Origin of the sequence: Burkholderia sp. AU18528 (assembly GCF_002223215.2) — a bacterium.
Classification (GTDB): domain Bacteria; phylum Pseudomonadota; class Gammaproteobacteria; order Burkholderiales; family Burkholderiaceae; genus Burkholderia; species Burkholderia semiarida.
Genome location: NZ_NKFC02000007.1, coordinates 526,296 through 551,829 on the forward strand (window position 1 = coordinate 526,296; position 25,534 = coordinate 551,829).

17 protein-coding genes are annotated in these 25,534 nt (G+C 68.0%); 13 read left to right on the forward strand and 4 right to left on the reverse strand.

The features are described from left to right. Positions 1-287 precede the first annotated feature (287 nt). Positions 288-1,955 (forward strand): fatty acid--CoA ligase, encoded by a 1,668-nt coding sequence (locus tag CFB52_RS29140; protein ID WP_180278276.1) that lies wholly within the window; start codon positions 288-290, stop codon positions 1,953-1,955. Positions 1,956-2,250: 295 nt separating this feature from the next. Next, entirely contained in the window at positions 2,251-5,016 is a 2,766-nt protein-coding gene (locus CFB52_RS29150) for a LuxR C-terminal-related transcriptional regulator (protein WP_099318169.1), read from the forward strand. A gap of 24 nt (positions 5,017-5,040) precedes the next feature. Here the strand turns inward: CFB52_RS29150 and CFB52_RS29155 are convergent, their stop codons facing one another. Then, complete coding sequence (locus CFB52_RS29155; RefSeq protein WP_099318221.1) at positions 5,041-5,913, reverse strand: LysR family transcriptional regulator; 873 nt, start codon at positions 5,911-5,913, stop codon at positions 5,041-5,043. Positions 5,914-6,005: 92 nt separating this feature from the next. Here CFB52_RS29155 and CFB52_RS29160 point away from each other — a divergent pair, with 92 nt between their 5' ends. The 3 genes from CFB52_RS29160 to CFB52_RS29170 all read left to right on the forward strand — a co-directional run bounded on the left by CFB52_RS29160 (position 6,006) and on the right by CFB52_RS29170 (position 8,693). Continuing rightward, positions 6,006-7,145: an NAD(P)H-quinone oxidoreductase gene (locus CFB52_RS29160; RefSeq protein ID WP_179231808.1), complete on the forward strand. Its 1,140-nt coding sequence runs from the start codon at positions 6,006-6,008 to the stop codon at positions 7,143-7,145. Between the two features lie 138 nt (positions 7,146-7,283). Further along, entirely contained in the window at positions 7,284-8,267 is a 984-nt protein-coding gene (locus CFB52_RS29165; RefSeq protein WP_099318170.1) for a LysR family transcriptional regulator, read from the forward strand. A gap of 48 nt (positions 8,268-8,315) precedes the next feature. Next, positions 8,316-8,693, forward strand: a complete 378-nt coding sequence (locus CFB52_RS29170; protein ID WP_099318171.1) for a BON domain-containing protein — start codon at positions 8,316-8,318, stop codon at positions 8,691-8,693. A 127-nt stretch (positions 8,694-8,820) separates the two neighbouring features. On the opposite strand, the gene CFB52_RS29175 is transcribed toward CFB52_RS29170, so the two are convergent. Continuing rightward, positions 8,821-8,976: a DUF3309 family protein gene (locus CFB52_RS29175; protein WP_006483086.1), complete on the reverse strand. Its 156-nt coding sequence runs from the start codon at positions 8,974-8,976 to the stop codon at positions 8,821-8,823. Between the two features lie 203 nt (positions 8,977-9,179). On the opposite strand from CFB52_RS29175, the gene CFB52_RS29180 reads away from it, so the two are divergent. The 8 genes from CFB52_RS29180 (at position 9,180) to CFB52_RS29215 (ending at position 21,593) form a co-directional block, all read left to right on the forward strand. After that, complete coding sequence (locus CFB52_RS29180; protein WP_059574768.1) at positions 9,180-9,854, forward strand: histidine phosphatase family protein; 675 nt, start codon at positions 9,180-9,182, stop codon at positions 9,852-9,854. A 19-nt stretch (positions 9,855-9,873) separates the two neighbouring features. Continuing rightward, the gene (locus CFB52_RS29185; RefSeq protein ID WP_059574766.1) at positions 9,874-10,905 is read left to right on the forward strand and encodes a phosphotransferase; all 1,032 of its coding nucleotides are present in this window, start codon (positions 9,874-9,876) and stop codon (positions 10,903-10,905) included. A 78-nt stretch (positions 10,906-10,983) separates the two neighbouring features. Further along, a complete protein-coding gene (locus CFB52_RS29190; RefSeq protein WP_059574764.1) occupies positions 10,984-11,748 on the forward strand; it encodes an SDR family oxidoreductase in 765 nt (254 codons plus the stop codon). Between the two features lie 7 nt (positions 11,749-11,755). Continuing rightward, entirely contained in the window at positions 11,756-12,514 is a 759-nt protein-coding gene (locus CFB52_RS29195; protein WP_059574762.1) for an SDR family NAD(P)-dependent oxidoreductase, read from the forward strand. Between the two features lie 39 nt (positions 12,515-12,553). Then, complete coding sequence (locus CFB52_RS29200; RefSeq protein WP_089465897.1) at positions 12,554-13,798, forward strand: acyl-CoA dehydrogenase family protein; 1,245 nt, start codon at positions 12,554-12,556, stop codon at positions 13,796-13,798. A 61-nt stretch (positions 13,799-13,859) separates the two neighbouring features. Then, entirely contained in the window at positions 13,860-14,765 is a 906-nt protein-coding gene (locus CFB52_RS29205) for a LysR family transcriptional regulator (RefSeq protein ID WP_099318172.1), read from the forward strand. Positions 14,766-14,910: 145 nt separating this feature from the next. Further along, positions 14,911-16,107, forward strand: coding sequence for a M48 family metalloprotease (locus CFB52_RS29210; protein WP_099318173.1), 1,197 nt, complete (start codon positions 14,911-14,913; stop codon positions 16,105-16,107). Beyond that, entirely contained in the window at positions 16,104-21,593 is a 5,490-nt protein-coding gene (locus CFB52_RS29215) for an AAA domain-containing protein (RefSeq protein ID WP_099318174.1), read from the forward strand. Before CFB52_RS29210 ends, CFB52_RS29215 begins: the two co-directional genes overlap by 4 nt. Positions 21,594-21,790: 197 nt before the next feature. On the opposite strand, the gene CFB52_RS29220 is transcribed toward CFB52_RS29215, so the two are convergent. Both CFB52_RS29220 and CFB52_RS29225 read right to left on the reverse strand, forming a co-directional pair. Then, positions 21,791-22,918, reverse strand: coding sequence for a J domain-containing protein (locus tag CFB52_RS29220; RefSeq protein WP_099318175.1), 1,128 nt, complete (start codon positions 22,916-22,918; stop codon positions 21,791-21,793). A gap of 132 nt (positions 22,919-23,050) precedes the next feature. Further along, positions 23,051-25,435, reverse strand: coding sequence for a DNA polymerase II (locus CFB52_RS29225; protein WP_099318176.1), 2,385 nt, complete (start codon positions 25,433-25,435; stop codon positions 23,051-23,053). Between the last annotated feature and the right edge of the window lie 99 nt (positions 25,436-25,534).

A 25,534-nucleotide genomic window follows, 5' to 3' on the forward strand; every position in this document is an offset into this window, starting at 1 on the left:
GGCGATCCCGCATCGGCGGCGCGGCGTTCCGGTCATGTCCGGTCGGGTGAACGGGCACCCCACGGGAAGGATACGCGCTGCGATGCATCTTACAGCGGCGTGTTGCGGCGAGCGCCTCCCCGAACGGGTGGGTATCGCGTGCCAATCGCCGTGTTACGTGCACGGGCGGCCGGCGGCCGGTTTCGACAAGGGCTGGCTCCCCCCGGACAGGGGGGACGCGAAAGCCGGGCGGTCCGGTATCGTGGCCGCACGCTCGACGACCCGACCGGTCGCCCATGGAGACACTCATGAATTCGTCGTACTCGTATCCGCAAGCCGAACCGGCGCCGTCCGCCCACGCGTATCCGCTGCTGATCAAGCAGTTGCTTCACGCGCCGCTGGCGACGCGGCCCGAGCAGGAGATCGTGTACGGCGACCGCGTCCGGCACGACTACTGGGCGTTCCGGCATCGCATCGGGCAGCTCGCGAGCGGGCTGTCGTCGATCGGCGTCGGCGCGGGCGACGTCGTCGCCGTGCTGGATTGGGACAGCCATCGCTACCTCGAGTGCTACCACGCGATTCCGATGATGGGCGCGGTGCTGATGACGGCCAATGTCCGGCTGTCGCCCGACCAGTTGCTGTATACGCTCGACCATTCCGGCGCACGCGTGGTGCTGGTTCACCGCGATTTCCTGCCGTTGCTGGCGAGCATGCGCGACCGGCTCGACTCGGTGCGGCACGTCGTGCTGATCGCCGACGGCGACGACATCGACCTGCCCGACGGCTTCGCCGACGAATACGAGCGGCTCGTCGCGGCCGGTTCGCCCGATTTCGCGTTCCCCGATTTCGACGAGCACACCCGCGCGACGACGTTCTACACGACGGGCACCACCGGCCTGCCGAAGGCCGTCGCGTTCACGCATCGCCAGCTCGTGCTGCATACGCTCGCGGGCATGGCGGCGTTGTCGAGCGCGCGCGATCGCGGCCGCGTGCATCGCGACGACGTCTACATGCCGATCACGCCGATGTTCCATGTGCACGCATGGGGGATGCCTTACATCGCGACCGCGCTCGGGCTCAAGCAGGTCTATCCGGGCCGTTATTCGCCGGACGGACTGGTCGCGCTGATCGTGCGCGAAGCGGTAACGTTCTCGCATTGCGTGCCGACGCTGCTCGCGATGATTCTCGACAGCCCGGCGTCGGCGGCGGCCGACCTGTCGGCGTGGAAGGTGATCGTCGGCGGCTCGCCGCTGTCCGACGGGCTCGCGCGGGCAGCGCTCGCGCGCGGGATCGAGGTCTACACCGGCTACGGGATGTCGGAAACCTGCCCGCTGATGACGATCGCGCAGATCGACCCGCCGCGGGCGGGCGGCGGCGTGTCGGCCGACGACGACATCGCGCGCCGGACGAAGGCGGGCTTGCCGTTGCCGCTCGTCGACCTGCGCATCGTCGACGCGCAGTGTCGCGACGTGCCGCACGACGGCCGGTCAGCGGGCGAGGTCGTCGTGCGGATGCCGTGGGCGACGCCCGGCTATCTCGGCGACGCGCAGGCGTCGGCCGCGCTGTGGGCGGGCGGCTACCTGCATACGAACGACATCGGCGTGATCGATCCCGACGGCCGGCTGCAGATCACCGACCGGATCAAGGACGTGATCAAGACGGGCGGCGAATGGGTGTCGTCGCTCGAACTCGAGGACATCCTGTCGCGCCACCCGGCCGTGCGGGAGGCAGCGGTGATCGGCGTGAAGGATGCGCGCTGGGGCGAGCGTCCGCTCGCGCTGGTCGTCCTGACCGACGAGCAGGTCGGCCGCGTCGGGCCGGACGAGCTGAAAGCGCATGTGAAGCAGGTGGCCGACCGCGGGCTGATCTCGCGCTATGCGGTGCCGGAACGGCTGCTGATCGTCGACGCGATCGAGAAGACGAGCGTCGGGAAGATCGACAAGCGCGCGCTGCGCGAGCGCTACCAGCCCGATTGAGCGGCGCGCCCGGCCGCCGTCGGCGCCGGCCGCTCGGGACGAGACGACTTCCTCGCCGCCGGATACCCCCCGAATGGGGGGCTGAACAGCGCGCGCCGGTTCGAGAACAATGCGGGTCCCATGTCGCGGCCGATATGCGCAGCGTGCGCACACGCCGGTACGGACATCACCTACTTTTGACGGCCGGCGCCGAATCGTTATGCTGTTTGCGGCGCACGGCGAGACCGGGCCCGGTCGACGGCTTCGCTCGCGGTGCCGGCGGACACGCGATCAGCGCGAGGAGAACAGGAGCAGCATGGCGCCGACGGACAGCAGACAACCGGCCCGCCCGCCGGACACCGATGCGATCGAAGTGCTGGTGCGCACGAAGCTGGCGCCGGCGTCGGCCCGCGGGATCGTGGCGCGCATCGCGCGGCTCGGGCGGCTCGGGCGTGGCCTCGACCGTCGGCTGACGCTCGTGAGCGCGCCGGCCGGTTACGGCAAGACCACGCTGCTGGCGGAGTGGCGCCAGGCACTGGTGGCGTCGGGCGTGAAAGTCGCGTGGGTGAGTCTCGACCAGGACGACGACAACGCGTCGATCTTCGCGTCATACGTGGTCGCCGCGATCGTCGACGCGACCGGCGGCGTCGGCGCCCGCGCGCGGCAGTTGTTGCGCGATCGCGCGCTGATTCCGCTGAAGACCGTATTCGACGAACTGCTCAACGAACTGGACAGCGCGGGCGTCGACCTGTTTCTGATGCTCGACGACTTCGATCGCCTCGCGTCGCCGGTCATCCACGACGCGATGTTCGATCTGCTGCGCTACGCGCCGTCGAACCTGCATGTCGTGCTGTCGTGCCGCTCGGTGCCCGCGTTGCCGCTCAGCTATTTCGAGTCGCGCGACGAGCTGGTGCGGGTGGACGAGAACGACCTGCGCTTCGACGACGCGGAGACGCGCGCATTCTTCGAGCGGGTGGCCGGCAAGCCGCTCAATGCGGAAAACGTCGGGCGCCTTCGCGCGGCGACCGAAGGCTGGGTGTCGGGCCTGCAGCTGGCGGCCCTGGCGCTGCACGACGACAGCGACGCGGCGCGCGTGGCCGAACAGGTCGGCCGCGCGCGGGCCGGCATCGCCGCGTACATGAACGAGAACGTGATGACGCAGGTGCCGGACGCGATCCGCCACTTCCTGCTGCATACGGCGGTGCTCGACCGGATGACGCCGGCGCTGTGCGATGCGCTGACCGGTCGCGACGATGCGCTCGACTGCCTCGAATGGCTGAGCGCGCACAACCTCTTCATCCGGTCGATCGACGGCGACCGCCAGCGCTACCGTTATCACGCGCTGTTCCTGCACTACCTGCGGGAGGAGCTGGCGCTGCGGGAGCCCGGCGCGGTGGCCGCGCTGCATCGCCGCGCGAGCGCGTGGTACGCGGCCGAGCGGCAATGGCCGGACGCGGTCAGGCACGCGCTCGCGGCCGGCGACTTCGACGCGGCCGCCGGCTGGGTCGAGGCGTGCGCGATGAAGCTCATCGCGTCGAGCGACGTGCGTACCGTGCTCGACTGGGTGTCGCGCCTGCCCGCGCAGGCGCTGACGGGCCGCCTGCGGCTGCGGATCGCGCATACGTGGGCGCTCGCGCTGTCGATGCAGATCGTCGATGCGCGGCGCGCGCTGGAAGCGCTGGAAGCCGACATCGAGATCGGGCGGCTCGATACCGATGCCGTCACGGCGACCGAACTGCTGGCCGTGCGCGCGCTGATCGCCGGGCTGTCGGATCGCAGCATCGAATCGCTGCAACTCGGCGAGCGCGTGCTGGCGGCCGCACCGCCGGCCGGTTCCTGGGTCGAGCAGATCGGGCAGACGACGCTGATCTTCGGGCTGGGCTACGCGGGCCGCCTCGGCGACGTGCTGGATCTCGGCGCGCGCGCGGAGCACGCGGCGTCGGGGCACGAGCCGCTTTACGCGAACGTGTACCGCCAGAACATGGCGGGCCTGGCCGAGTTCGTCGCCGGGCGGCTGCACGACGCGTCGAAGACGTTCGAGACGGCACTGCGGGCCGCCGAACGCTCGGCGGGGCGCCTGTCGGCGGCGACGGCACTGTCGGCCGGCTACCTGTCGGCGATCTATTACGAATGGAACGACTGGGCGAAGGTGCGCGACGCCCAGGCCGACCGCTTCGACATCGCGATGCAGGCTTGTTCGCTCGGGCCGTTGCTGAGGTTCATGCAGACTGCCGCGCTGCTGCAATTCCGGTCGGGGAACGACGCGCGTGCGCACGACATGCTCGACGAAGCCGATCACATCGCATGCAGCCGGCAATGGCTGCGGTTGCGCGTCGCATGCATGGCGACCGGCATCCGGCTGCATCTCGCCGCCGGCCAGCCGACGCAGGCCCATCGTGTGGGGCGCGCGCTGGCGTCGCTGGTGTCGCCCGTGCCGCCGGACGAAGCGTCGAGCCACGTCGAGACGTGGCAGATGGCGCAATCCGCGCAGGCAAGGCTGCTGCTTGCCGATGCGCGCGCGAACGAAGCCGCGCAGTGCATGGCGACCGTGCATGCGGTGCTGGCCGCGCGCGGATTCGACTGGTTCGCGGCGCAGGCCGCCGTGTTGCATGCGATCGCGCTCGATCAGGCGGGCGACGAAAGCGCGGCGCTCGCGGCGTTGGCGCGTGCGCTCGAATACGGCCAGGGCAACGGGCTCGTCCGAACCTTCGTCGACGAAGGGGCGGCGGCCGAGCGCCTGCTGGCGCGCGTACAGAAGCGTGCCGACCGCTTTCCGGCAGTCGGCGCGTGGTATCTGCGCGATCTGGCCCGTGCGTTCGACGCGCAGCGGGCATCGAGCGGGGCGCCGGCCGCGCGGCAGGGTGCGCCCGGCAACCTCAGCGCCCGTGAAGTCGAGATTCTCGACTACGTCGCGCGCGGCCTGTCGAACAAGGAAATCGCCCGCGCGCTGCGCGTCGCGCCGGAGACGATCAAGTGGCACCTGAAGAACATCTTCGAGAAGCTCAACGTGACGTCGCGCATCCAGGCGGTGCGCAGCGGGCTGGCGCTCGATGCGTCACGGGTGCGACGCGACGACGAATGACCGGCTGACGCGGCGCCGCCCGCGTCAGCCGTGCGCGGCGAACGCGGCCACGATCTCGTCGATCGCCGCGCGGATCCGTGCGGTGTGGCGCAGGTCGCGGTGCGTGACGAGCCAGACCTCGTACGGCGACTCCCGCACGCGGTCCGGCCAGATGCGTGCGAGCCCGTCGCGCTCCCCCATGTGGACGGGAATCTCGCCGACGCCGAGGCCCGCGCGCAGCGCCGCGCGCAGCATCAGGTTCGAGTTCGTGCGCGTGACGATGCGCCCGCCGTCGATCTGTTCGCCGGCGAGGGTGGGCTTGCGGCTGGCGTCGACGTACGGCTGGTAGACGGCGAGGTCGTGGCCCGCGAACGCGCGGCCGCGCTCGGGTTCGCCGTGCCGGTGCAGATAGTCGGGCGACGCGAACAGGCCCATGTCCCAGCGTGCGAGACGGCGCGCGACCAGATCTGGGTTCTCGGGCCGCACCGTGCGGATCGCGATATCGGCTTCGCGTTTCGCGAGATTCAGGATGTGCGTCGACGTGTTCAGCGCGACGGAGACGTCGGGATGTTTCGCGTGCAGCCGCGCGATCGACGGCATCACGAACTCGATCGCGAGCGCGTCGGTCGTCGTGATCTTCACCTCGCCGGCGAGCCGCCGGTCGATGCCCTGCGTCAGTCGCACCAGCTCGTGCGCGTGCTGCTCCATCGCCTCGGCGGCGCGCAGCGCCAGTTCGCCGACCGGCGTGGGCAGATAGCCTTTCGACGAGCGCAGGAACAGCGTCGCGCCGAGCATGTGCTCGAGCGTCGCGAGCCGCCGCCCGACCGTCGCCTGATCGACGCCGAGCGTGCGCGCCGCGCGGCGCAGCGTGCGCTCGCGATGGATCGCAAGAAAGACGCGCGCGTCGTCCCAGTTCATCGTGTGTCCCGACTGATGCATTTTTGCATTCCCCGACCGGTAATTCGCTGCGTGCCCGCACGCGGCATCGCCCATAGACTGGCTTCACTTACATGGCGATGCCGCGATTCGGGGATGGCCCGCGAATCGGCCGCGCATCGACGAACGTTGAGGATCATATCGTGACTGATGACGCGAACGCCCTTCCCACTCACATGACGGCGATCGAAATCGTGCGTCCCGGCGGCCCCGACGTGCTCGTGCCCGCGACCCGCGCCGTACCGGCGCCTGGCCCCGGCGACGTGCTGATCCGGATTCACGCGGCCGGCGTCAACGGCCCCGACGTATTCCAGCGCAAGGGGCTGTACGATCCGCCGCCTGGCGCGTCCGACATTCCCGGCCTCGAGATCGCCGGCGAGGTCGTCGCGATCGGGCGCGACGTCACGCGGTTCGCCGTCGGCGATCGTGTCTGCGCGCTGATTCCCGGCGGCGGCTACGCGGAATACGCGGTGGCGAACGAGAGCAACACGCTCGCGATTCCCGACGGCCTCGGGATGGCCGAGGCGGCGGCGCTGCCGGAAACCTTCATGACGGTGTGGCTGAATCTGTTTCAGCGCGGTGGGTTCAAAGCCGGCGAAAGCGTGCTGATCCACGGCGGCGCGTCGGGCATCGGCACGACGGCGACGATGCTGGCGAAGGCGTTCGGCGCATCGTCGATCGTCACGACCGTCGGGTCGGACGCGCAGCGCGACGCGAGCATGCGGCTCGGCGCGGATCTCGCGATCGACTATCGCAGCGAGGATTTCGTCGACGCGGTCGCGCGCTTCACGGGCGGCAAGGGTGTCGACGTGGTCGTCGACATCATCGCGGGCGACTACGTCGCGCGTAATTTCGCGGCGGCCGCGATGAACGGGCGCATCGTGCAGATCGGCGTGATCAATGGCCCCGCGAAGGAGCTCGACCTGTTTCCGATGCTGACGAAGCGGCTCACGCACATCGGCTCGACGCTGCGCTCGCGCACCTACGCGGAGAAGGCGCAGATCATTCGCGAGCTCGAGGAGGCAGTGTGGCCGCTGATCCGGCAAGGCACGGTCAAGCCGCAGGTCTATCGGCTGTTCGATCTGCGCGACGCGCGCGCGGCGCACGAGCTGATGGATTCGGGGCGGCATATCGGCAAGATCGTGCTGGCGACGCCGGCCGCGGATCGTTCGATTCGGGCGGCCGTCGATGCAAACGCCAAGCATTCCACATGATCGGCCGACGCTTCAGCCCCCCGGTCGGGGGGCTGAAGCCGCGGCGCGGATGGCCCGACAATCGACGACATCGAATGCGCCGCCGCGCCCCGCCGGCGCGTCGCATGGATGCAGCACCGGACCGGACGATCAATCGAAATGGACATGCTCGAAAACATGCGGACATTCGTGCGCGTCGTGCAGGCCGGCAGCTTCACCGCCGTCGCGAAACAGGCCGATATGGCGACCGCGCAGGTGTCGCGGGCCGTCGCGAGCCTGGAGGCGTATGCGCAGATTCGGCTGCTGAACCGGACCACCCGAAAAATCGCGCTGACCGACAGCGGGCGCCGCTATTTCGAGCGCCTGCAATCGATCCTGGGCGAGGTCGACCAGGCGAATGCCGAGGCCCGGAACGCGCTGATCCGTCCGTACGGACGCTTGCGCGTGCATACGATGCCGGGGCTCGGACAGAGCCACGTGACCGCGTCGGCGGTCGCCTATCGGGCGCGCTTTCCCGAAGTCGCCATCGAGATGACTTATTCGCAACGGATGCCCAATCTCGTCGAGGAAGGCTACGACGTCTCGGTCGTGACGGCCGCGAGCCTGCCCGACTCCGCCTGCATCGCGCATTCATGCGGCACGTCTTTCAGCGTGCTGGTCGCGTCGCCGGCCTACCTCGCCCGCTACGGCGCGCCGTCCGTGCCCGCCGACCTGGCGCGCCATACCTGCCTGCGCCTCGACACGCCGGCGGAAGCGAACGACGAATGGCTGCTGCACGGCCCCGGCGGCCAGACCGCGTCGCATGCGGTAACGGCCGCGCCGTTTCACGCGAATGCGCCGGAAGCGCTGTCGATCGCGCTGTGTGCGGGACTCGGCATCGGCTCGCTCGCGATCTATTCGGCGATCGACGACCTGCGCAGCGGGCGGCTCGTGCGCGTGCTGCCGGACTACCGGCTGACGATGCTCGACGTGTACGCGATGTATGCGTCGCGCCGCTTCGTGGACGCGAAGGTCCGCACTTTCCTCGACCATCTGCGTGCGACGTTGTCGCCCGCGCTGAAAGCCGACGTGCGTGCGCTTGACGCGCTCACGGCGCCGCACGGGCGCGACCGCGCCCGTGGGTTGTCCGGTGTCACGGCCTGACGGCCGGCCCATTCGTCGTACCCGTTCGTTCCTGTCCAGGAGAATCCGATGAAGTCCCGTTTTGCAATCGTCGTTGCAGGTTTCGTTGCGTTGTCGCCGCTGGCCGGTCATGCGCAGTCCGCCACGGCCGCCGCACCCGCCGAGCAGGCGGCGTCGGCGCCCGCGTCGCCACGCGCGGCAAAGAAGGCCGAACGCGCGGCCGACCGTGCATTCGCGAAGAAGGTTCGCCAGGCGATCGTCAGAGCGCCCGGCGTCGGCCATGCGCAAGTCACCGTGTTCGCGAACGCGAAGACGGGCGACGTGACGCTGGCCGGGCAGATCACCGACGAGTCCCAGGATCGGGCCGCGGTGGATGCGGCCCGCCGGGTACCGGGCGTGACGTCGGTGAAGAGCAGGCTCCAGTTGCGTCTGGAGGGCGGCCAGTAACGGGCCGCGTCGACGGCATCGGGTGCATGTCTTCGCGGGCTTCGTCGTGTAAAGAATCCACGGCGAAGGCTGCGGAAGGCACGCACCCGTGCCGGCTGTGACGCGTCCCCTCGCCGGTGCCGGAGCGTCAGATCCGACCGAGCAGCACCAGTATCACGACAATGACGACGATCAGCCCGACGGTCCCCGATGGCCAGTAGCCCCAGCTTCGGCTATGCGGCCATGCAGGAAATGCTCCGATGAGCAGCAGAATCAGAACGATGATGAGGATCGTACCGAGCATCGCATCCCTCCTGGATTTATTCGACACGGTGTGGGCTGACGCAATTCGCGTGCCGCGACGCGGTGGCCGATGAAAGGCGGCGCGAGGGCGTCGTTTGAATGTTCTGAATTCACACGATGAATACCCGATGATTCAAAAAATAAATTTCAAAAATGCCCGCCCGGTCGCTATGCTGGGCCTTCGGTTTTCCTCGGGCGAGTGCAATGGCTGAACTCTTTCTGGTACGGCACGGGCAGGCGTCGTTCGGCACCGACGACTACGACCGGCTTTCCGCGGCGGGCGACCAGCAGGGCGCCTGGCTCGGCGAATACTTCGCGCGGCAGGGCCTGACGTTCGACCGCGTGATCTGCGGCACGATGAACCGTCATGCGCAGACGGTCGCCGCGATCCTGCGCGGGATGGGCCGCGAAGGCGTCGCGGTCGACCGACATCCCGGCCTGAACGAATACGATTTCCACGGCCTGTTCGCGGCAGCCGCCAGCGACTACCCGGAGATCGCGCGGCTCGCGGCCGGCTCGATGAAGGAGCACTTTCGCGCGCTGCGGCAGGTGCTGCAACTGTGGACCGAGGACAAGCTAGGCGATGCGGCGCCCGAAACGTGGGCTCATTTCCAGCAGCGCGTGGCCGCCGCACGCGCGGCGATCCGCGCAGGCGGCGGCCGGCGCGTGCTGGCGGTGAGCTCCGGCGGCCCGATCGCGGTGACCGTGCAGCAGGTGCTCGCGGCGCCGCCATCGAGCGCGATCGCGCTGAACCTGCAGATCCGCAACAGCAGTCTTTCGCAGTTTTTCTTCAACGCCGACGCGTTCCACCTCGCGTCGTTCAACGGCATCCCGCATCTGGAGGATCCCGAACGACACGCGCTGCGCACCTACGGCTGACCCACGAACGATCGCGACGATGACGAACCCTTCCCAGCAACTCGACGTAGCCCGCCTCACGCGCTATCTGGAAACGCACGTGCCGGGCTTCGAAGGCCCGGTCGACACGGAGAAGTTTGCCGGCGGCCAGTCGAACCCGACTTTCCTGCTGAATGCGAAGAGCGGCCGCTACGTGCTGCGCCGCCAGCCGCCGGGCGAACTGCTGAAATCCGCGCACGCGGTCGACCGCGAATTCCGCGTGCTCACCGCGCTGTCGGGCACCGCGGTGCCGGTCGCGCGTCCGTATCACCTGTGCGAAGACCGCGACGTGATCGGCAGCCTGTTCTACGTGATGAGTTTCGAGGATGGCCGGATCTTCTGGGATCCCGCGCTGCCGGAACTGCCGAAGGCAGAGCGCGCGACCTGCTACGACGCGCTCTTGCAGACGATGGCCGCGCTGCACGACGTCGACGTCGAAGCGGTGGGCCTCGCCGATTACGGCCGCCCCGGCAACTACTTCGAGCGGCAGATCGGCGTGTGGACGAAGCAGTATCGCGCGGCCGAAACGGGGCGCCTCGACGCGATGGAGACGCTGATCGACTGGCTGCCGAAAGCGTGCCCCGAGGACACGGGCCGGCCGGCGCTCGTGCACGGCGATTTCCGGATCGACAACCTGATGTTCGCGCGCGACGGCTATCGCGTGCAGGCCGTGCTCGACTGGGAACTGTCGACGCTCGGCAATCCGCTCGCCGATCTCGCGTATTTCTGCATGTGCCTGCGGCTGCCGTCCGGCGGGCAGGTACGCGGGCTCGCGGGCCAGGATCGCGTGGCGCTCGGGATTCCCGACGAAGCGGCGATCGTCGCGCGCTACTGCGAACTGCGCGGCATCGCGCCGATCCGCGACTGGCATTTCTACCTCGCCTTCAGTTTCTTCCGGCTCGCGGCGATCGCGCAGGGCGTGAAGGCGCGCGCGCTGCAGGGCAACGCATCGAGCGAGCAGGCGCTGCGCGTCGGCGAAATGGCCGGCCGGCTGGCCGAACTCGCCGTCGGCGTGATCGACGCGCATCGCTGACGTCGCCGCGAAGCGTCGCGATTGCGACGCTCGTCGAGCGGCGACACGACAACACAATCAATGGAGGAGCACAGCAACATGGCAACGAACCTGTTCGACCTGACGGGCAAGATCGCACTGGTGACGGGCGCGAGCCGCGGCATCGGCGAGGAAATCGCGAAGCTGCTCGCCGAGCAGGGCGCGCACGTGATCGTGTCGAGCCGCAAGCTCGACGACTGCCAGGCGGTTGCGGACGCAATCATCGCGGCGGGCGGTCGCGCCGAAGCGCTGCCGTGCCACGTCGGGCGGCTGGAGGACATCGCCGCGACGTTCGATCACATCCGCGACAAGCACGGCCGCCTCGACATCCTCGTGAACAACGCGGCAGCGAACCCGTATTTCGGGCACATCCTCGATACCGATCTCGCCGCGTACGAGAAGACCGTCGACGTGAACATCCGCGGCTACTTCTTCATGTCGGTCGAGGCCGGCAAGCTGATGAAGACGCACGGCGGCGGCGCGATCGTCAACACAGCGTCGGTGAATGCGTTGCAGCCGGGCGACCGGCAAGGCATCTACTCGATCACGAAGGCGGCCGTCGTCAACATGACGAAGGCGTTCGCGAAGGAATGCGGGCCGCTCGGCATCCGCGTGAATGCGCTGCTGCCGGGCCTCACGAAGACGAAGTTCGCGGGCGCGCTGTTCGCCGACAAGGACATCTACGAGACCTGGAAGGCGAAGATTCCGCTGCGCCGCCACGCGGAGCCGCGCGAAATGGCCGGCACCGTGCTGTATCTCGTGTCGGACGCGGCGAGCTATACGAACGGCGAATGCATCGTCGTCGACGGCGGCCTGACGATCTGAGCGCGCGATGAGACTCGACAGCTACGCGGGCCAGGCCGTGATGATCACCGGCGCCGCGAGCGGCTTCGGCGCGCTGCTCGCGAGCGAACTCGCCGCGATGGGCGCGCGGCTCGCGCTCGGCGACCTGAACGGCGAAGCGCTCGAACGCGTGGCCGCGCCGCTGCGCGCGGGCGGCGCCGACGTGATCGCGCAGCGCTGCGACGTGCGCATCGAAGCTGACGTCGCAGCGCTCGTGCATGAAGCCGTCGCGCGCTTCGGGCGGCTCGACGTCGGCATCAACAACGCGGGTATCGCACCGCCGATGAAGGCGCTGATCGACACCGACGAAGCCGACCTCGACCTGAGCTTCGCGGTGAATGCGAAGGGCGTGTTCTTCGGGATGAAGCACCAGATCCGCCAGATGCTCGTGCAGCGCGAAGGTGTGATCCTGAACGTCGCGTCGATGGCCGGCCTCGGTGGCGCGCCGAAGCTGGCCGCGTACGCGGCGTCGAAACATGCGGTGGTCGGGCTCACGAAGACGGCCGCGCTCGAATACGCGCGCCACGGCATCCGCGTGAACGCGGTGTGTCCGTTCTACAGCACGACGCCGATGGTCACGGACAGCGACATCGGCGAGCGCCAGGATTTCCTCGCGCAGGGCTCGCCGATGAAGCGGCTCGGCCGGCCCGACGAAATCGTCGCGACGATGCTGACGCTGTGCGCGAAGGAAAACACTTATCTGACCGGGCAGGCCGTCGCCGTCGACGGCGGCGTCTCGGCCTTCTGAACCGGACGAACGGAAACACGCAATCTCGAGGAGTCGATCATGGACTTTGGCTACACCCCGAAAGTGGAAGCGCTGCGCGAACGCGTGCGGGCATTCATGGACGCGCACATCGTGCCGCGCATCCGTCAGTGGAACGACGAAGTGCATGCGGGCCAGTATCCCGTGTCGTTCATGGAGGAACTGAAGGAACGCGCGAAAGCGGAAGGGCTGTGGAACCTCTTCCTGCCGCATTTGAAGGACGACGAGCCCGGCACGGGCCTGACGAACCTCGAATACGCGCCGCTCGCCGAGATCATGGGGCGCGTGAGCTGGGCGTCGGAAGTGTTCAACTGCAACGCGCCGGATACCGGCAACATGGAACTGCTGCACATGTTCGCGACGCCCGAGCAACGCGAACAGTGGCTGCTGCCGCTGCTGCGCGGGGAAATCCGTTCGGCGTTCGCGATGACGGAGCCCGACGTCGCGTCGTCGGATGCGACCAACATCACGACCCGCATCGAGCGCGTGGGCGACGAGTACGTGATCAACGGCCGCAAGTGGTTCATCACGAACGCCGCGCATCCGAACTGCAAGATCTTCATCGTGATGGGCAAGACCGATCCCGAGGCCGAATCGCACCAGCAGCAGAGCATGATCCTCGTGCCGCGCGACACGCCGGGCGTGACGGTCGTGCGCAACATCACGGTGGTCAATCACCATGCGCCGGAAGGGCATTGCGAGATCACGTTCGACAACGTGCGCGTGCCGGTGCGCAACCTGCTCGGCGAGGAAGGCAGCGGCTTCGCGCTCGCGCAGGCCCGCCTCGGGCCGGGCCGCATCCACCACTGCATGCGTTCGATCGGCGCGGCCGAGCTGGCGCTGGAACTGATGATCGACCGCGCGCAGTCGCGTGTCGCGTTCGGCAAGCCGCTGAACCGGCACGGCACCGTCGGCGAATGGATCGCGCGCTCGCGCATCGAGATCGACCAGGCGCGCCTGCTGGTGCTGAAGGCCGCGTGGATGATCGACAAGGTCGGCGCGAAGGCGGCGCGCAAGGAAATCTCGATGATCAAGGCGCTCGTGCCGACCGTCTACACGGACGTGTGCGACCGCGCGATGCAGGTATTCGGCGCGGCGGGCCTGAGCCCCGATACGCCGCTTGCCGACCTGTGGACCTGGGGCCGCGCGCTGCGCTTCGCCGACGGCCCGGACGAGGTGCACCTGCAGGCGATCGCGCGGATGGAGATCAAGGACGGCGAACCCGGTGCGACCGCGCCGTACCTGACGCCGCCGCCGCGCGGGTGAGCGGCGCGACGTGGACGAACGAATGGCGCCCGCCGTAAGATCTCGGCAAGGAGATTCGGCGATGCGTCTTTCGAAGATTGATCTGAACCTGTTCGTCGTATTCGAGGCGATCTACAACAAGCGCAACCTGACGCGCGCGGCCGAGGTGCTGAACCTCACGCAGCCGGCCGTCAGCAACGCGCTGGCGCGACTGCGCAAGACGCTGAACGATCCGCTGTTCGTCAGCACGCCGGCCGGGATGATGCCGACGCCGATGGCCGAGAACATCGTCGGCCGCGTACGCGAGGCGCTGCAACTGCTCGATTCGAGCGCGCACGAAGGCGACGTGTTCGATCCGGCTACTTCGGAGCGCGTGTTCCGGCTCAGCATGAGCGACCTGACCGAAGCGCTGCTGCTGCCGGCGCTCGGCGAACTGCTGCAGGCGCATGCGCCCGGCATGCACGTGCGCAGCTATACGATGGACCGCCGCGAAGTCGCGACCGCGCTCGCGAACGGCTCCGTCGACATTGCGATCGACGCGCCGCTGATCGGTGATCCGCATCTGCACCAGGCGCTGCTCGTGCAGGACCGCTACGCGTGCATGATCCGCGACGATCATCCGTTCAAGGGCGACACGCTGACCATGGACGACTACCTGTCGATGGGGCACATCCACGTGTCGAGCCGCCGCAAGGGCAGCGGGCACGTCGACGCGGAACTGACGCGGCTCGGGCTGCGCCGCAACATCCAGATGCGCGTGCAGCACTACATGGTCGCACCGCTGATCGCGATGCGCGGCGATCTCGCGTTGACCGCGCCGTTGCGGCTCTTGCAACGCTATCCGGCGCGGATTCTCGAACTGCCGTTCGAGATGCCGCGGCTCGACTACTTCTGCTACTGGCATCGCAGCGCCGACCAGGATCAGGGGAGCCGGTGGCTGCGCGAGCAGTTGATGACGCTGATGGGTGGGATCGGCGACGAGCGGTGAGGGAACGCCGCGCGTGCGATCGTCACCGTCGAATCGATCGGCTGCGCGCACCGTTCTGAGCAGCGACCTCGATAAGGCGCTTTTCGACAGTTGCGGCGACGTATTCCGTCGGTAGAATCGGTACTTCCCTACCGGAGTGCCTCGCATGGACTCTCACGCCCCGAATCGCCACGCGCTGGCGCCACTCGCGTACCACGAAGCCGTGGCCGACTATTTGCGCCGGCACGAGCCGGACGTCTGGCGCTGGACCGGCGAGCGCGCGACGCATGTCGAACAGCTCGAATCGCTGCGCGCTTCGCTGCTGCGCGAAACCTACCGGATCGACGCCGACGCGCATGGCGATGTCCATGCCGCCCTGGCGCTGGCGATGGAGCGGCTCGGGATCATCGACGTGCCGGCCACGCTCTATCAGTCGCCAGGCACCCAGATGAATGCGTCGCTCGTATTCGTGCCGGGCGAGATCCACATCCTGTTGCAGGGTCCCGTGCTGGAGCGGCTGGCGCCGCCGGAACTGCTGGCGATCCTCGGGCACGAGCTCGCCCACTATCTGCTGTGGTCGCTCGACGACGGCCGATTCCTGACGGCGGACAGGGTCCTTAACGATGCGGCGGCCGCTCCCGGGGGAGCCGACAGCCATCGCGAGACGTTTCGGCGTTATGCGTTGCACACCGAGCTCTTTGCCGATCGGGGCGGCGCGTTGGCGGCGGGCGCGGTGGCGCCCGCGGTTTCGACCCTCGTGAAGGTGCAGACGGGCATCAGCACGGTGGATGCCGCGGCTTATCTGCGTCAGGCCGCCGAAATCGAATCGAACGAATCGAGTGCCAGCGCGGCATTGAGCCACCCAGAGACTTTCATCCGTGCCCGTGCGCTGGCGTTGTGGTGGGACGGCGAGGCGAGCCTCGACAGCTGGATCGACACGCGGCTGCACGGCCCGCTTTCGCTGGAGCGGCTCGACCTGCCGAGCCAGGCGCGTCTGCAGGCGCTGACGCGCGGATTCCTCGCGCATTACCTCGATGGCGCGTCGCTGGCCAGCGATGCCGTGCTGGCCCAGGTACGCATGCTGTTCCCGGACTGGCGTGAGGACGAACCCGTCGTCGGCCCGGACGCCTTCGACGCCGCAGGTATCGACGACAGCGTGCGCAGCTACCTGAACGCACTGATGATGGATCTTGCACTGGCGGATCCCGATCAACGCGACGTGGCGTTGCTGCGCGCCGGCCTGGTTGCGCGGGCGCTCGGCAGTCTCGATGCACTGCAGCTCAACCTCCGGCGTGACGCGGGTCTCGGCAAGCGCGAACTCGAACGCTACAAGCGGCAACTGGCCGAGGAGAAGGAAGCATGAACGACAGGATCGCCGACGGTGTGCCGCGCACGCTGCATACGCTGATTGCCGCGCAGGCCGGCGCGGCATTGTCGACTGATGACGTGCTTGTACTGGTGCTGCCGCTATTCGGGCAGGTAGCGGAACTGCATGCGGAAGGCAAGGTGGCGGCGCTCGACGCGGACAGCATCGTGATCGATGAGGGAGGCGGGCTGGCGCTGCGACGCCCCGACGGCGAGGTGCCGCTGATGGATGTCGGCGCGGTGCACCGAGTGCAGCCGCACCCTGCGTCGGGCCTGAACATCGTCGGCGCGCTGCAGCTGGATCACACGCCCGACGGCCATCACAGCCAGACCGATCTCGCGTTGCAGCTTGACGCGGCGGCGCCGGTCGAGCGGCCCGTCTATTTGCCCGGGTACGCGAGTTGGGAGCGGTCCATCGGGCATCACGACGAGATCACCGACGTGTTCATGCTAGGAATGGTGCTGGCCAGCCTCGCATGCGGGTTGAATTTCGAAACCGAAAGCGACCTGCGCGCGTTCGTCGAGCATCGGCGCAATCTGTTCGTGCTTCACGAACGGCTGCATCCGATCGTTGCGGCGGCGATCGTCGAAATGACGGAAGTGAACCGTCATGACCGTGCGACCGACGTGGCGGCACTTGCGATGCGTCTGCGCACCTGGCGCGAGCAACCGCTCGGCCTGGACGTCGAGCGTGCGCTGGCCGGCGCGACGGGCACGGCCTCGCGCCGCGGTGCCGTGCTGACGCATCTTCGCGACCGGCTGTTCGATCTGTCGCGTCGCAACCGGCTGCTGCATTTCCGCCCTACTGCGGCGACCGTCAACCTGACCGTGGCCAGCGTGCCGCTGATGCTGCAGATCGAAAGCGTGCGCCCGGAGCACATCTGCACGTGGGGCGGACCGTTCGCGGCCGACGTCGTGGCCGGCAAGGCCGTGCCGCTGCAGCAATGGCTGCGATTCGACGATCAACCGTACCTGCCCGCATCGCTGGACCGCTTGATCGCCGATACGCGCCGCGAACGGGCCGAATTCGGCTTCAGCAACCTGCGTCTCGTGGTCGCGTTCCTGCGCTGGCACAACCTGAAGGAGGCACCCGACGAGCGCGTCGTGTCGCCGTTGCTCTGGTTGCCGGTCGAGCTCGTCAAGCGCAAGGGCGTGCGTGATCAGTACGTGATTCAGTGCACCGGCGGCGACGCCGAATTCAATCCGGTGCTGCGGCACCACTTGAGCCAGCTCTACGACATCCGGCTGCCCGAGACGGTCGATCTGGGCAAGATCACGCTGGCCGAAATTCATGCGGATATCCTGGCGCAGATCCGGCGTTCGGAACCGTCGGTCGAGCTCCGGCTCGTCGACAAGGCATCCGTTCGATTGGTGCGCCAGAAGGCGCAGCAGCGCATGCAGCAATACCGGCGGCGCAAGCCGGCCGCGGGTGCCGGTGGTTCGCACGGCGGTCGGCTGCCTTCGTTCAGCTATGCGCAGGACGACTACCGGCCGCTCGGCCGCGCGTTGTTCGAGGCGTGGGTGCGGCCGAGCGAGCTGCCGCAACGCTTCGAAGCCGGCGCCGCGCCCGACGCCAGCGTGCGGCGGCCACAGATGGCCGACGCCGCGGCGGAGGCCGTCGATGAGCGGCAGGGTTACGTACTGCAGGAATCCGACGGGCATCGCTACGCGTGGGATCTCGACCTGACGCAGGTCACGCTGGCCAATTTCAACTACAGGAAGATGTCGCTGGTGCGCGACTACGCGCAACTGCTCGACGAGACCGGTGTGAATCCCGCGTTCGACCGGGTGTTCTCGATCGAGCCGCGCGAGGTGGAAACGTCCGCGGCCGCGCCGCTGCCGGTGGGCGAGCAGTGGAACGTGGTGGCTTCCGATGCGACCCAGAATGCGTCGGTGAGCCTCGCGCGCAGCAAGCGCAGTTTCATCATTCAGGGGCCACCCGGCACCGGCAAGTCGCAGACCATCACCAACCTCATCGCCGATTACGCGGGGCGCGGCAAGCGTGTGCTGTTCGTGTGCGAAAAGCGCGCGGCGCTGGACGTCGTGTTCCACCGGCTCAAGCAGAGCGGGCTGGACGCGCTGTGTTGCCTCATCCACGATTCGCAGTCGGACAAGAAGGCGTTCATCGCCGATCTGAAGACATGCTACGAGCGATGGATCGCCCAACCGCACGACAGCGAGGCGCTTCATGCACGGCGGGCAGCGCTGATCGATGCGCTCGACGTCCAGCAGCGGCGCATCGATGCATTCGAAGCGGCGATGGCGGCGGCGCCCGACGCGCTGGGCGCCAGCGTGCGCGCCTTGCTGCGCCGGCTGGTTGCGCTGCCGGCGGTGCCGGACGTCGGCTTTGCGCTGCGCGAGCGCTTGCCGGCGCTGGCCGTATGGGACCGCCATGGCGAGCTGACCCAGCGCGTGCATCGTGCGATGCGCGAACGATTCGGCGCGAATAGCCTGGCTTCACAACCCTTCGCGCGGCTGTCGGCGGCGCTGCTGGCCGACGAGCGGGCATTCGGGCGCGCCGAGCAGCTATGCCGGGACGCCGACGCGCTGTTCGACGCGCTCGATCCGGTGCTTGAAAGCACGGTGGCGTCGATCGGACACGGCACGGCGCTGTCGCGCGCATGTGCGATCGCTGCCGACTGCCAATGGCTGATCGATACCGGCCTCGCTGCGCATCTCGACGTGCTCGATCCGGCGTCGTCCGCCCAGACGGCATTGCAGGAAGTCCGCGACGCGTTGTCCGCGCACGCTGACGCGCTGACGGCCGCACAGGCCACTACCGTGCACTGGCGAGACAAACTGTCGCCGGGCGATACTGCGTCGGCGCTCGCACTCGCGCGCCGGTTCGAGGCGTCCGCTTTGCGATGGCTGCAGCCGGCATGGTGGCGGTTGCGCGCCGAGCTTCGGCGTCGCTACGACTTCGCGCAGCATGCGGTGCATCCCGGCTACGTCAAGGTGCTGGAGCAGCTTGCCGCCGAGCAGGCCGCTGCTGCCGCACTCGACGCAGCCGATGTCGAGTGCCGCAAGCGCTATGGCGTGAGCGAAATGGGGGCGTTCCTGCGCGCGCTGGCCGAGCTGGAGGCTCGGCTGGCGTCGGACGGCGATCTGCGCGGACGGATCGCGCATCTGCGTCAGGCGGTCGATCCGCTTGCTGCCGCGCGTATCGATGCCGGCGCGCGCGAGGCGCTCGACAAGCTCGAGCGTCGCATCCGCGACAACCTCGTCATGGACGACGGCGTGTCGCTGGCCGAAGTCGCCGAAGCGCTGCGTGATCTTCGGGAGGGGGTGGACGACTTGCCCGACTTGCTGCCGCTATTGCGTGCGGTGCACGCGGCTGACCCCGCGTATGCGGCGACGCTGCAGTCGGTCGACCTCGCGCCCGCGGAGCTGGAGGCGCTCGTTGCCGACGAGGCGTTGCGCCGCCTGGAGCGCGAGAATCCGGTGCTCGCGCGATTCGGCGGCGCGGCGCTCGCGCAATCCGCGCGCGCTGCCGCCCGAATCCAGCGCGAATTGCTGACCGTGAATGCACAGGTAGTGAGCGCGACGTTGCATCGGCAGTTTGCCGACCACGTGCGCCAGTCCTCGCTGTCGGCTACGCAACTCGATGCCGACGGCAAGACCTTCAAGAAGCGCTACGCAACCGGCCGGCGTGAACTCGAACACGAATTCGGCAAGAGCATGCGCCACCGGTCGATCCGCGATCTCGCCGACGACGAGACGGGTATGGTCGTCAACGACCTGAAGCCGATCTGGCTGATGAGCCCGCTGTCCGTATCCGACACGCTGCCGCTGTCGCCCGACCTGTTCGACGTGGTGATTTTCGACGAGGCCAGCCAGATTCCGACCGAGGAATCCGTGCCGGCGCTCAGCCGGGCCCGCCAGGTCGTGGTGGTCGGCGACGAGATGCAGCTGCCGCCCACGAGCTTTTTCACGGCAGCGGGCACGGAAGGCGAGGACGAGATCGTGATCGAGGAGGAGGGCGAGCGCATCGCCATCAACCTCGATTCCGACAGCCTGTTGAATCAGGCAGCGCGCAATCTGCCCGCGACGCTGCTGGCGTGGCATTACCGCAGCCGGCACGAAGCGTTGATCAGCTTCTCCAATGCGGCGTTCTACGACGGCCGTCTCGTTACGATTCCCGATCGCGTGCTGGAGCGCGCCGATGAGGACGGGTGGTCGGTGCAATCGACTCAGGATGATGCCGGCATCGTGGGTGCCGATGCGCTGCTCGCTCGGCCGATCAGTTTCCACCGGCTTGACGACGGCGTGTACGTCGAGCGCAGCAACGTGCCGGAAGCGCGCTATATCGCATCGCTCGTCCGCGAGATGCTGCGCCGCGAGACGGGCCTGAGCCTCGGCATCGTCGCGTTTTCCGAGGCGCAGCAGAGCGCGATCGAAGCCGCGCTGGAGGCACTGGCGGCCGAAGACGCCGATTTCGCCGCGCGGCTCGAGCGCGAGTACGTGCGCGAGGACGATGACCAGTTCAATGGCCTGTTCGTCAAGAACCTGGAAAACGTCCAGGGTGACGAGCGCGATGTGATCATCCTCAGCATCTGCTATGCACCAGGCCCCGACGGCAGGATGCTGATGAATTTCGGGCCGATCAACCAGCGTGGCGGCGAGAAGCGTCTGAACGTCATCTTCAGCCGCGCACGGCACCGGATGGCCGTGGTCTCGACGATTCACGCCGAGGCGATCACCAACGTGCACAACGACGGCGCGGCCGCGCTGCGGGCCTTCCTGCAATTTGCGCAGGCCAGCGCCACGGGTCAGTTCGACCGTGCGCAGGCGGTGCTCGGTGCGCTGAATCAGGGCGCGCGCGATGCGTTCACGCGGCGGACATCGGCTGACGCCATTCGCGATGCGCTGGCCGAAGCGTTGCGCGCGCGTGGTCACCCGGTCGATATCGACGTTGGGCGCTCGCAATTCCGCTGCGATCTGGCGATCGTCGATTCATCGAAGCGGGACTACGCGCTCGCCATCCTGCTCGACAATCCGGCCCATGTCGTGGCCGATACGACCGAGCGCTACGTATTCCGGCCCGACATCCTGCGCGGCTTCGGCTGGCGCGTGCTGGACATCCCCGGCAAAGACTGGCTGGATGACCCGGCTGCCGTGCTTGCACGCATCGAGGCCATGCTCGTGGATGGCCAAGATCGAGCACTCGACCAGGAAATCGAGTTGCCGGCACCGGCTGTTCAGGCGCCCGCGCCGGAGGAGGCAACTGGGCAGAAGGAGGCCGTGGCGGCCGCCGTGGTACCGACGGAACGCGTGCGATCGCTGCGATTCGAGCAAGGCGCTTCCAGCAAATTCTGGCGCGCCAGCCTGAGGGGCACGGAGCTGAACGTGACGTACGGTCGGATCGGATCGACCGGACAAGCCAACCTCAAGCAATTCGAAACCGTCGAGCGTGCACAGCGCGAGATGGACAAACTGGTGACGGAGAAACTGCGCAAGGGGTATGTCGAAGACCCGGCCGGGTGACGGCCGGCGTTCGATATGCCGGTGATGCGGGCGTTCCACACGCAGTTAGGGGCCGACTTCAGGTTTCGACGTTCCTCGCGTGGATCGACAGCATATTCAACCGGACCGGCGAAGCGTGGCCGATCTCGGGGCACAGGGTGTAACGCGGGTCGGATGAATGGGGAGGTGGCGGCGCGCAGATGCGTGCCGCCGTAACGTCAATACGAATCGTCGTCGAAGCGCGACGATGCCGGCCGACGCTTCATGTCCTTCAACCAGCCCCGGACCTGTTCCGGATCCTCGAACTCGCGCAGCGCGACGCTCAGGTCCTGGTTGCTCCGCTGCATGCCGGCAATGTCGCGCGCGAGCATGCGCAGCACGGTATCGGGCGCGACCTTGGTGGACGACGCGATGCCGTAGGTCCGCCGGAAGTCGTTCTCGACGTGCACGATCTCCTGATCGAGCTCACGCAGTTGTTCCTCGAGGATACCGTTGTAGCGCGTGAGTCGCGCTTCGCCGAGGCCGTCGATCGCACGTCGGTCGATCTGTTCGATCTCCAGCTGCAACTCGAGCAGTTGCAGCAGGTTGCCCTTCTCGTATGCGCGGTTGACCCGCTGCATCAGCACGGTCTTGCGTTGCTGCTCCTGCGGATCGGTTTCGCGATCGGGATGCAGCGCGCTCGCGAGCTTGCGATAGATCTCGCGGATCGACTTGCTCGACTCGGCCCGCTCGGCTTCGATCCGGGCCTGCGCGGCCGATTGCTTCGGTGCTTTCTTGCGCTTCGCGCGCTGGGCCTCGCGGGCAGCGTGAGCGGCCATGTCGCGCTCGAACTGCGCGTCGAGTTCGGCCTGCATGCGTTCCGCGAGTTCGTCGGGCGACAGCGCGTCGAGATCGTCCAGCGGTTGCGATTGCGGTTCGGCTTCCCGTGCCGGTTCCGCCGGCTCGGGATCGGCCGCGGCGGCGCCGACGTTTCCGGACGCGGCATGCCGGTTGTAGATGATCTTCAGCGCCGGGTCGTCGCTCACGTTCAGCAAATCACCCGCCATGTCGGCGATCAGGTCGGACAGCGTGCGTTGCTCGGCCTTGCTCAGGCCCTTCTGCAGGAACGCGTCGTCGAGCAGATGGATCAGCCGGATGCGCAGTGCCGTTGCTTCCTGTTCGAGCGGCAACAACCCGTCGACGAATTTCTTCTGGAACGCCGGCATCACGGCGTCCCACGCGCCGAGCCGCTCGCGCCGCTTTTCGATCTGCTTGACGAGCGTATTGAACGTGTTCTGGGCTTTCGACAGGCTGGCTGTCTCGTGGCCGGGCGCGATGGCGACCGCGGCGCCGCGACGTGCGGTCATGATGGTGTCCTCCGGCCGCGGCGGGACGCGCGGCAGGCCGGTATTTTAGCCGGATGCCCGCAGGCGGCGCGCAATGGGCACTTCCCGGCGGGCCGCCGCGGCGTTCTCGTGTTCGGGCCGGATCGTGGGCCGTCAATCGCCGAACAACTGCCCCTGCCCGGAGATCACGCGTTCGAAATCGTCGCGCAGGAACGGCAGGATCGCATCGGCGACGGGCTGAAGCTGGCGGCTCAGGTAGAACGCGTAGTCGATCGGCGAGCGCATCGTCTCGAGCGGCTCGGGGCCGGCCGTCGTCATCACGTAGCTGATCCAGCCGCCGCGCTGATACTGCAGCGGCCGGCCCTGCGCATGATTGAACTCGTCGGCGATGCGCGCCGCGCGCACGTGCGGCGGCACGTTGCGCTCGTATTCGCGCAGCGGCCGGCGCACGCGCTTGCGGTAGACGAGCTGGTCGTCGAATTCGCCGGCCAGCGTGCGCCGCACGTAGTCGCGAATGAAATCCTGATACGGCTCGCGCCTGAACACGCGCCGGTACAGCTCGCGCTGGAATTGCTGCGCGAGCGGCGTCCAGTCGGTGCGCACCGTTTCGAGCCCCTTGAACACGAGGTCCTCGCCGCCGTCGGCGGTCGCCGCGAGCCCCGCATAGCGCTTCTTGCTGCCTTCTTCCGCGCCGCGCACTGTCGGCATCAGGAAGCGGCGGTAATGCCGTTCGTATTGCAGTTCCAGCGCGCTGTCGAGCCCGAACTGCTCGCGCAGGTGAGTATGCCACCAGCGATTCACGTGTTCGACCAGCGCGCGGCCCTTGGCGCCGGCTTCGTCGTCGTCGTGCGCGCGGCCGAGCCATACGAACGTCGAATCGGTATCGCCGTAAATCACTTCGTATCCCTGACCTTCGATCAGTTTGCGCGTGCGATGCATGATCTCGTGGCCGCGCATCGTGATCGACGACGCGAGGCGCGGGTCGAAGAAGCGGCAACCCGTCGAGCCGAGCACGCCGTAAAACGAATTCATGATGATCTTCAGCGCCTGCGACAGCGGCGCGTTGCGCTGCCGCTTCGCGTCGTCGCGGCCTTCCCACACGCGGCGCACGATGTCGGGCAGGCAGTGCGCGGTGCGCGAGAAACGTGCCCCGAGAAAACCGGGCACCGATGCGTCGTCGCCGGGATGCGCGAGCCCTTCAATCAGGCCGACCGGATCGATCAGGAACGTGCGGATGATCGACGGATAGAGGCTCTTGTAGTCGAACACGAGCACCGAGTCATACAGCCCGGGCCGCGAATCCATCACGAAGCCGCCGGGGCTGTTTTGCCCCGTCACGTCGCCGAGGTTCGGCGCGACATAGCCGAGCCGGTGCATGCGCGGCAGGTACAGGTGCGTGAACGCCGCGACCGAGCCGCCGGTGCGATCGGCAGCCAGCCCCGTGACGCTTGCGCGTTCCAGCGCGAAGGACAGCAGGTCGGCCTTGTCGAAGATGCGCGTGACGAGTTCGCAATCCTTCAGGTTGTAGCGCGCGAGCGCGGGCTTGTCGTGATCGAAGCGGCGCTGGATCTCGTCCATCCGCTGGTACGGGTTGTCGATCGACTTGCCTTCGCCGAGCAGCGCTTGCGACACGTATTCGAGGCTGAACGACGGGAAGGTCCACGTCGCGGATTTCAGCATGTCGATGCCGTCGAGGATCAGCCGGCCGGCCGCGCCCGCGAAGAAGTGGTCGGGCTGCTGGCCGTGCGCGCGCCAGTCGAGCACGCTGCCGCCGCGCCCGAGCTTCAGCGGGATGCCGTACTGCTCGGAATGGGCATGCAGGATGCGCAGGTCGAACTGCACGAGGTTCCAGCCGATCACCGCATCGGGATCGTGCTCGTCGAACCAGTCGTTCAGCCGCGCAAGCATCGCGGGCCGGCTGTCGCAGTAGTCGAGGTCGAAGTCCAGGGGGCCTGCGTCGCTGCTTGCATCGCCGTTCGGCGGGCCGAGCATGTAGACCTGGCGCTGCCCGCAGCCTTCGAGCGCGATCGAGTACAGCTCGCCGTGGATGCTGGTTTCGATGTCGAGCGACACGCAGCGCAGCGTGGGGCGGTAACCGGTCGCGGGCTTCAGCTCGCCGCCGGTCAGCGTGCCATCGCGGCCGGGCTGGCCGCGAAACGCCACGCACGCGGTGATGAAGCGCTCCATCGCGTAGCGGTCGGGCGGCTGCACGTCGGCTTCGTACACATCGACGCCGGCGGCGGCCAGACGCTTCTGGAGCCCCGACAGATGGCGGTAGCGCTTGCAATAGAGGCCGACGACCGGGCGCTGCCGGAAATCGCGCAGCGCGAGCGGGCGCAGCTCGGCGTCGCGCTCGCCGGCCAGCGTGCGCTCGGCGAGCGCCTGCTGCTCGGCCGGGATGAACGCGACGGCTTCCTGCGGGCGCAACCGCACGCGGCGCGGGCCGTGTCCGGTTGCCAGCCAGAACTCGATCTCGATGCCGGATGCGGTGTCCCGCCAATGGCGGGTAAGGATGAAGCCCTGCTCGAACGCCGTCAAAACGCTTGCTCGTCGTGGATGCCCAGGCGGCGGATTTTAGCGCTTGGGCGGCGGATATGCCGACGTCACCGCGGACAAAAAAAGGGGCGGAGCGACGTC

What these genes read in the sequence shown, in the direction of transcription:
- CFB52_RS29140 (WP_180278276.1), top strand. Translation starts at nt 288, where the DNA reads ATGAATTCGTCGTACTCGTATCCGCAAGCCGAACCGGCGCCGTCCGCC.
- CFB52_RS29150 (WP_099318169.1), top strand. Translation starts at nt 2,251, where the DNA reads ATGGCGCCGACGGACAGCAGACAACCGGCCCGCCCGCCGGACACCGAT.
- CFB52_RS29155 (WP_099318221.1), bottom strand. Translation starts at nt 5,913, where the DNA reads ATGAACTGGGACGACGCGCGCGTCTTTCTTGCGATCCATCGCGAGCGC.
- CFB52_RS29160 (WP_179231808.1), top strand. Translation starts at nt 6,006, where the DNA reads ATGGCGATGCCGCGATTCGGGGATGGCCCGCGAATCGGCCGCGCATCG.
- CFB52_RS29165 (WP_099318170.1), top strand. Translation starts at nt 7,284, where the DNA reads ATGGACATGCTCGAAAACATGCGGACATTCGTGCGCGTCGTGCAGGCC.
- CFB52_RS29170 (WP_099318171.1), top strand. Translation starts at nt 8,316, where the DNA reads ATGAAGTCCCGTTTTGCAATCGTCGTTGCAGGTTTCGTTGCGTTGTCG.
- CFB52_RS29175 (WP_006483086.1), bottom strand. Translation starts at nt 8,976, where the DNA reads ATGCTCGGTACGATCCTCATCATCGTTCTGATTCTGCTGCTCATCGGA.
- CFB52_RS29180 (WP_059574768.1), top strand. Translation starts at nt 9,180, where the DNA reads ATGGCTGAACTCTTTCTGGTACGGCACGGGCAGGCGTCGTTCGGCACC.
- CFB52_RS29185 (WP_059574766.1), top strand. Translation starts at nt 9,874, where the DNA reads ATGACGAACCCTTCCCAGCAACTCGACGTAGCCCGCCTCACGCGCTAT.
- CFB52_RS29190 (WP_059574764.1), top strand. Translation starts at nt 10,984, where the DNA reads ATGGCAACGAACCTGTTCGACCTGACGGGCAAGATCGCACTGGTGACG.
- CFB52_RS29195 (WP_059574762.1), top strand. Translation starts at nt 11,756, where the DNA reads ATGAGACTCGACAGCTACGCGGGCCAGGCCGTGATGATCACCGGCGCC.
- CFB52_RS29200 (WP_089465897.1), top strand. Translation starts at nt 12,554, where the DNA reads ATGGACTTTGGCTACACCCCGAAAGTGGAAGCGCTGCGCGAACGCGTG.
- CFB52_RS29205 (WP_099318172.1), top strand. Translation starts at nt 13,860, where the DNA reads ATGCGTCTTTCGAAGATTGATCTGAACCTGTTCGTCGTATTCGAGGCG.
- CFB52_RS29210 (WP_099318173.1), top strand. Translation starts at nt 14,911, where the DNA reads ATGGACTCTCACGCCCCGAATCGCCACGCGCTGGCGCCACTCGCGTAC.
- CFB52_RS29215 (WP_099318174.1), top strand. Translation starts at nt 16,104, where the DNA reads ATGAACGACAGGATCGCCGACGGTGTGCCGCGCACGCTGCATACGCTG.
- CFB52_RS29220 (WP_099318175.1), bottom strand. Translation starts at nt 22,918, where the DNA reads ATGACCGCACGTCGCGGCGCCGCGGTCGCCATCGCGCCCGGCCACGAG.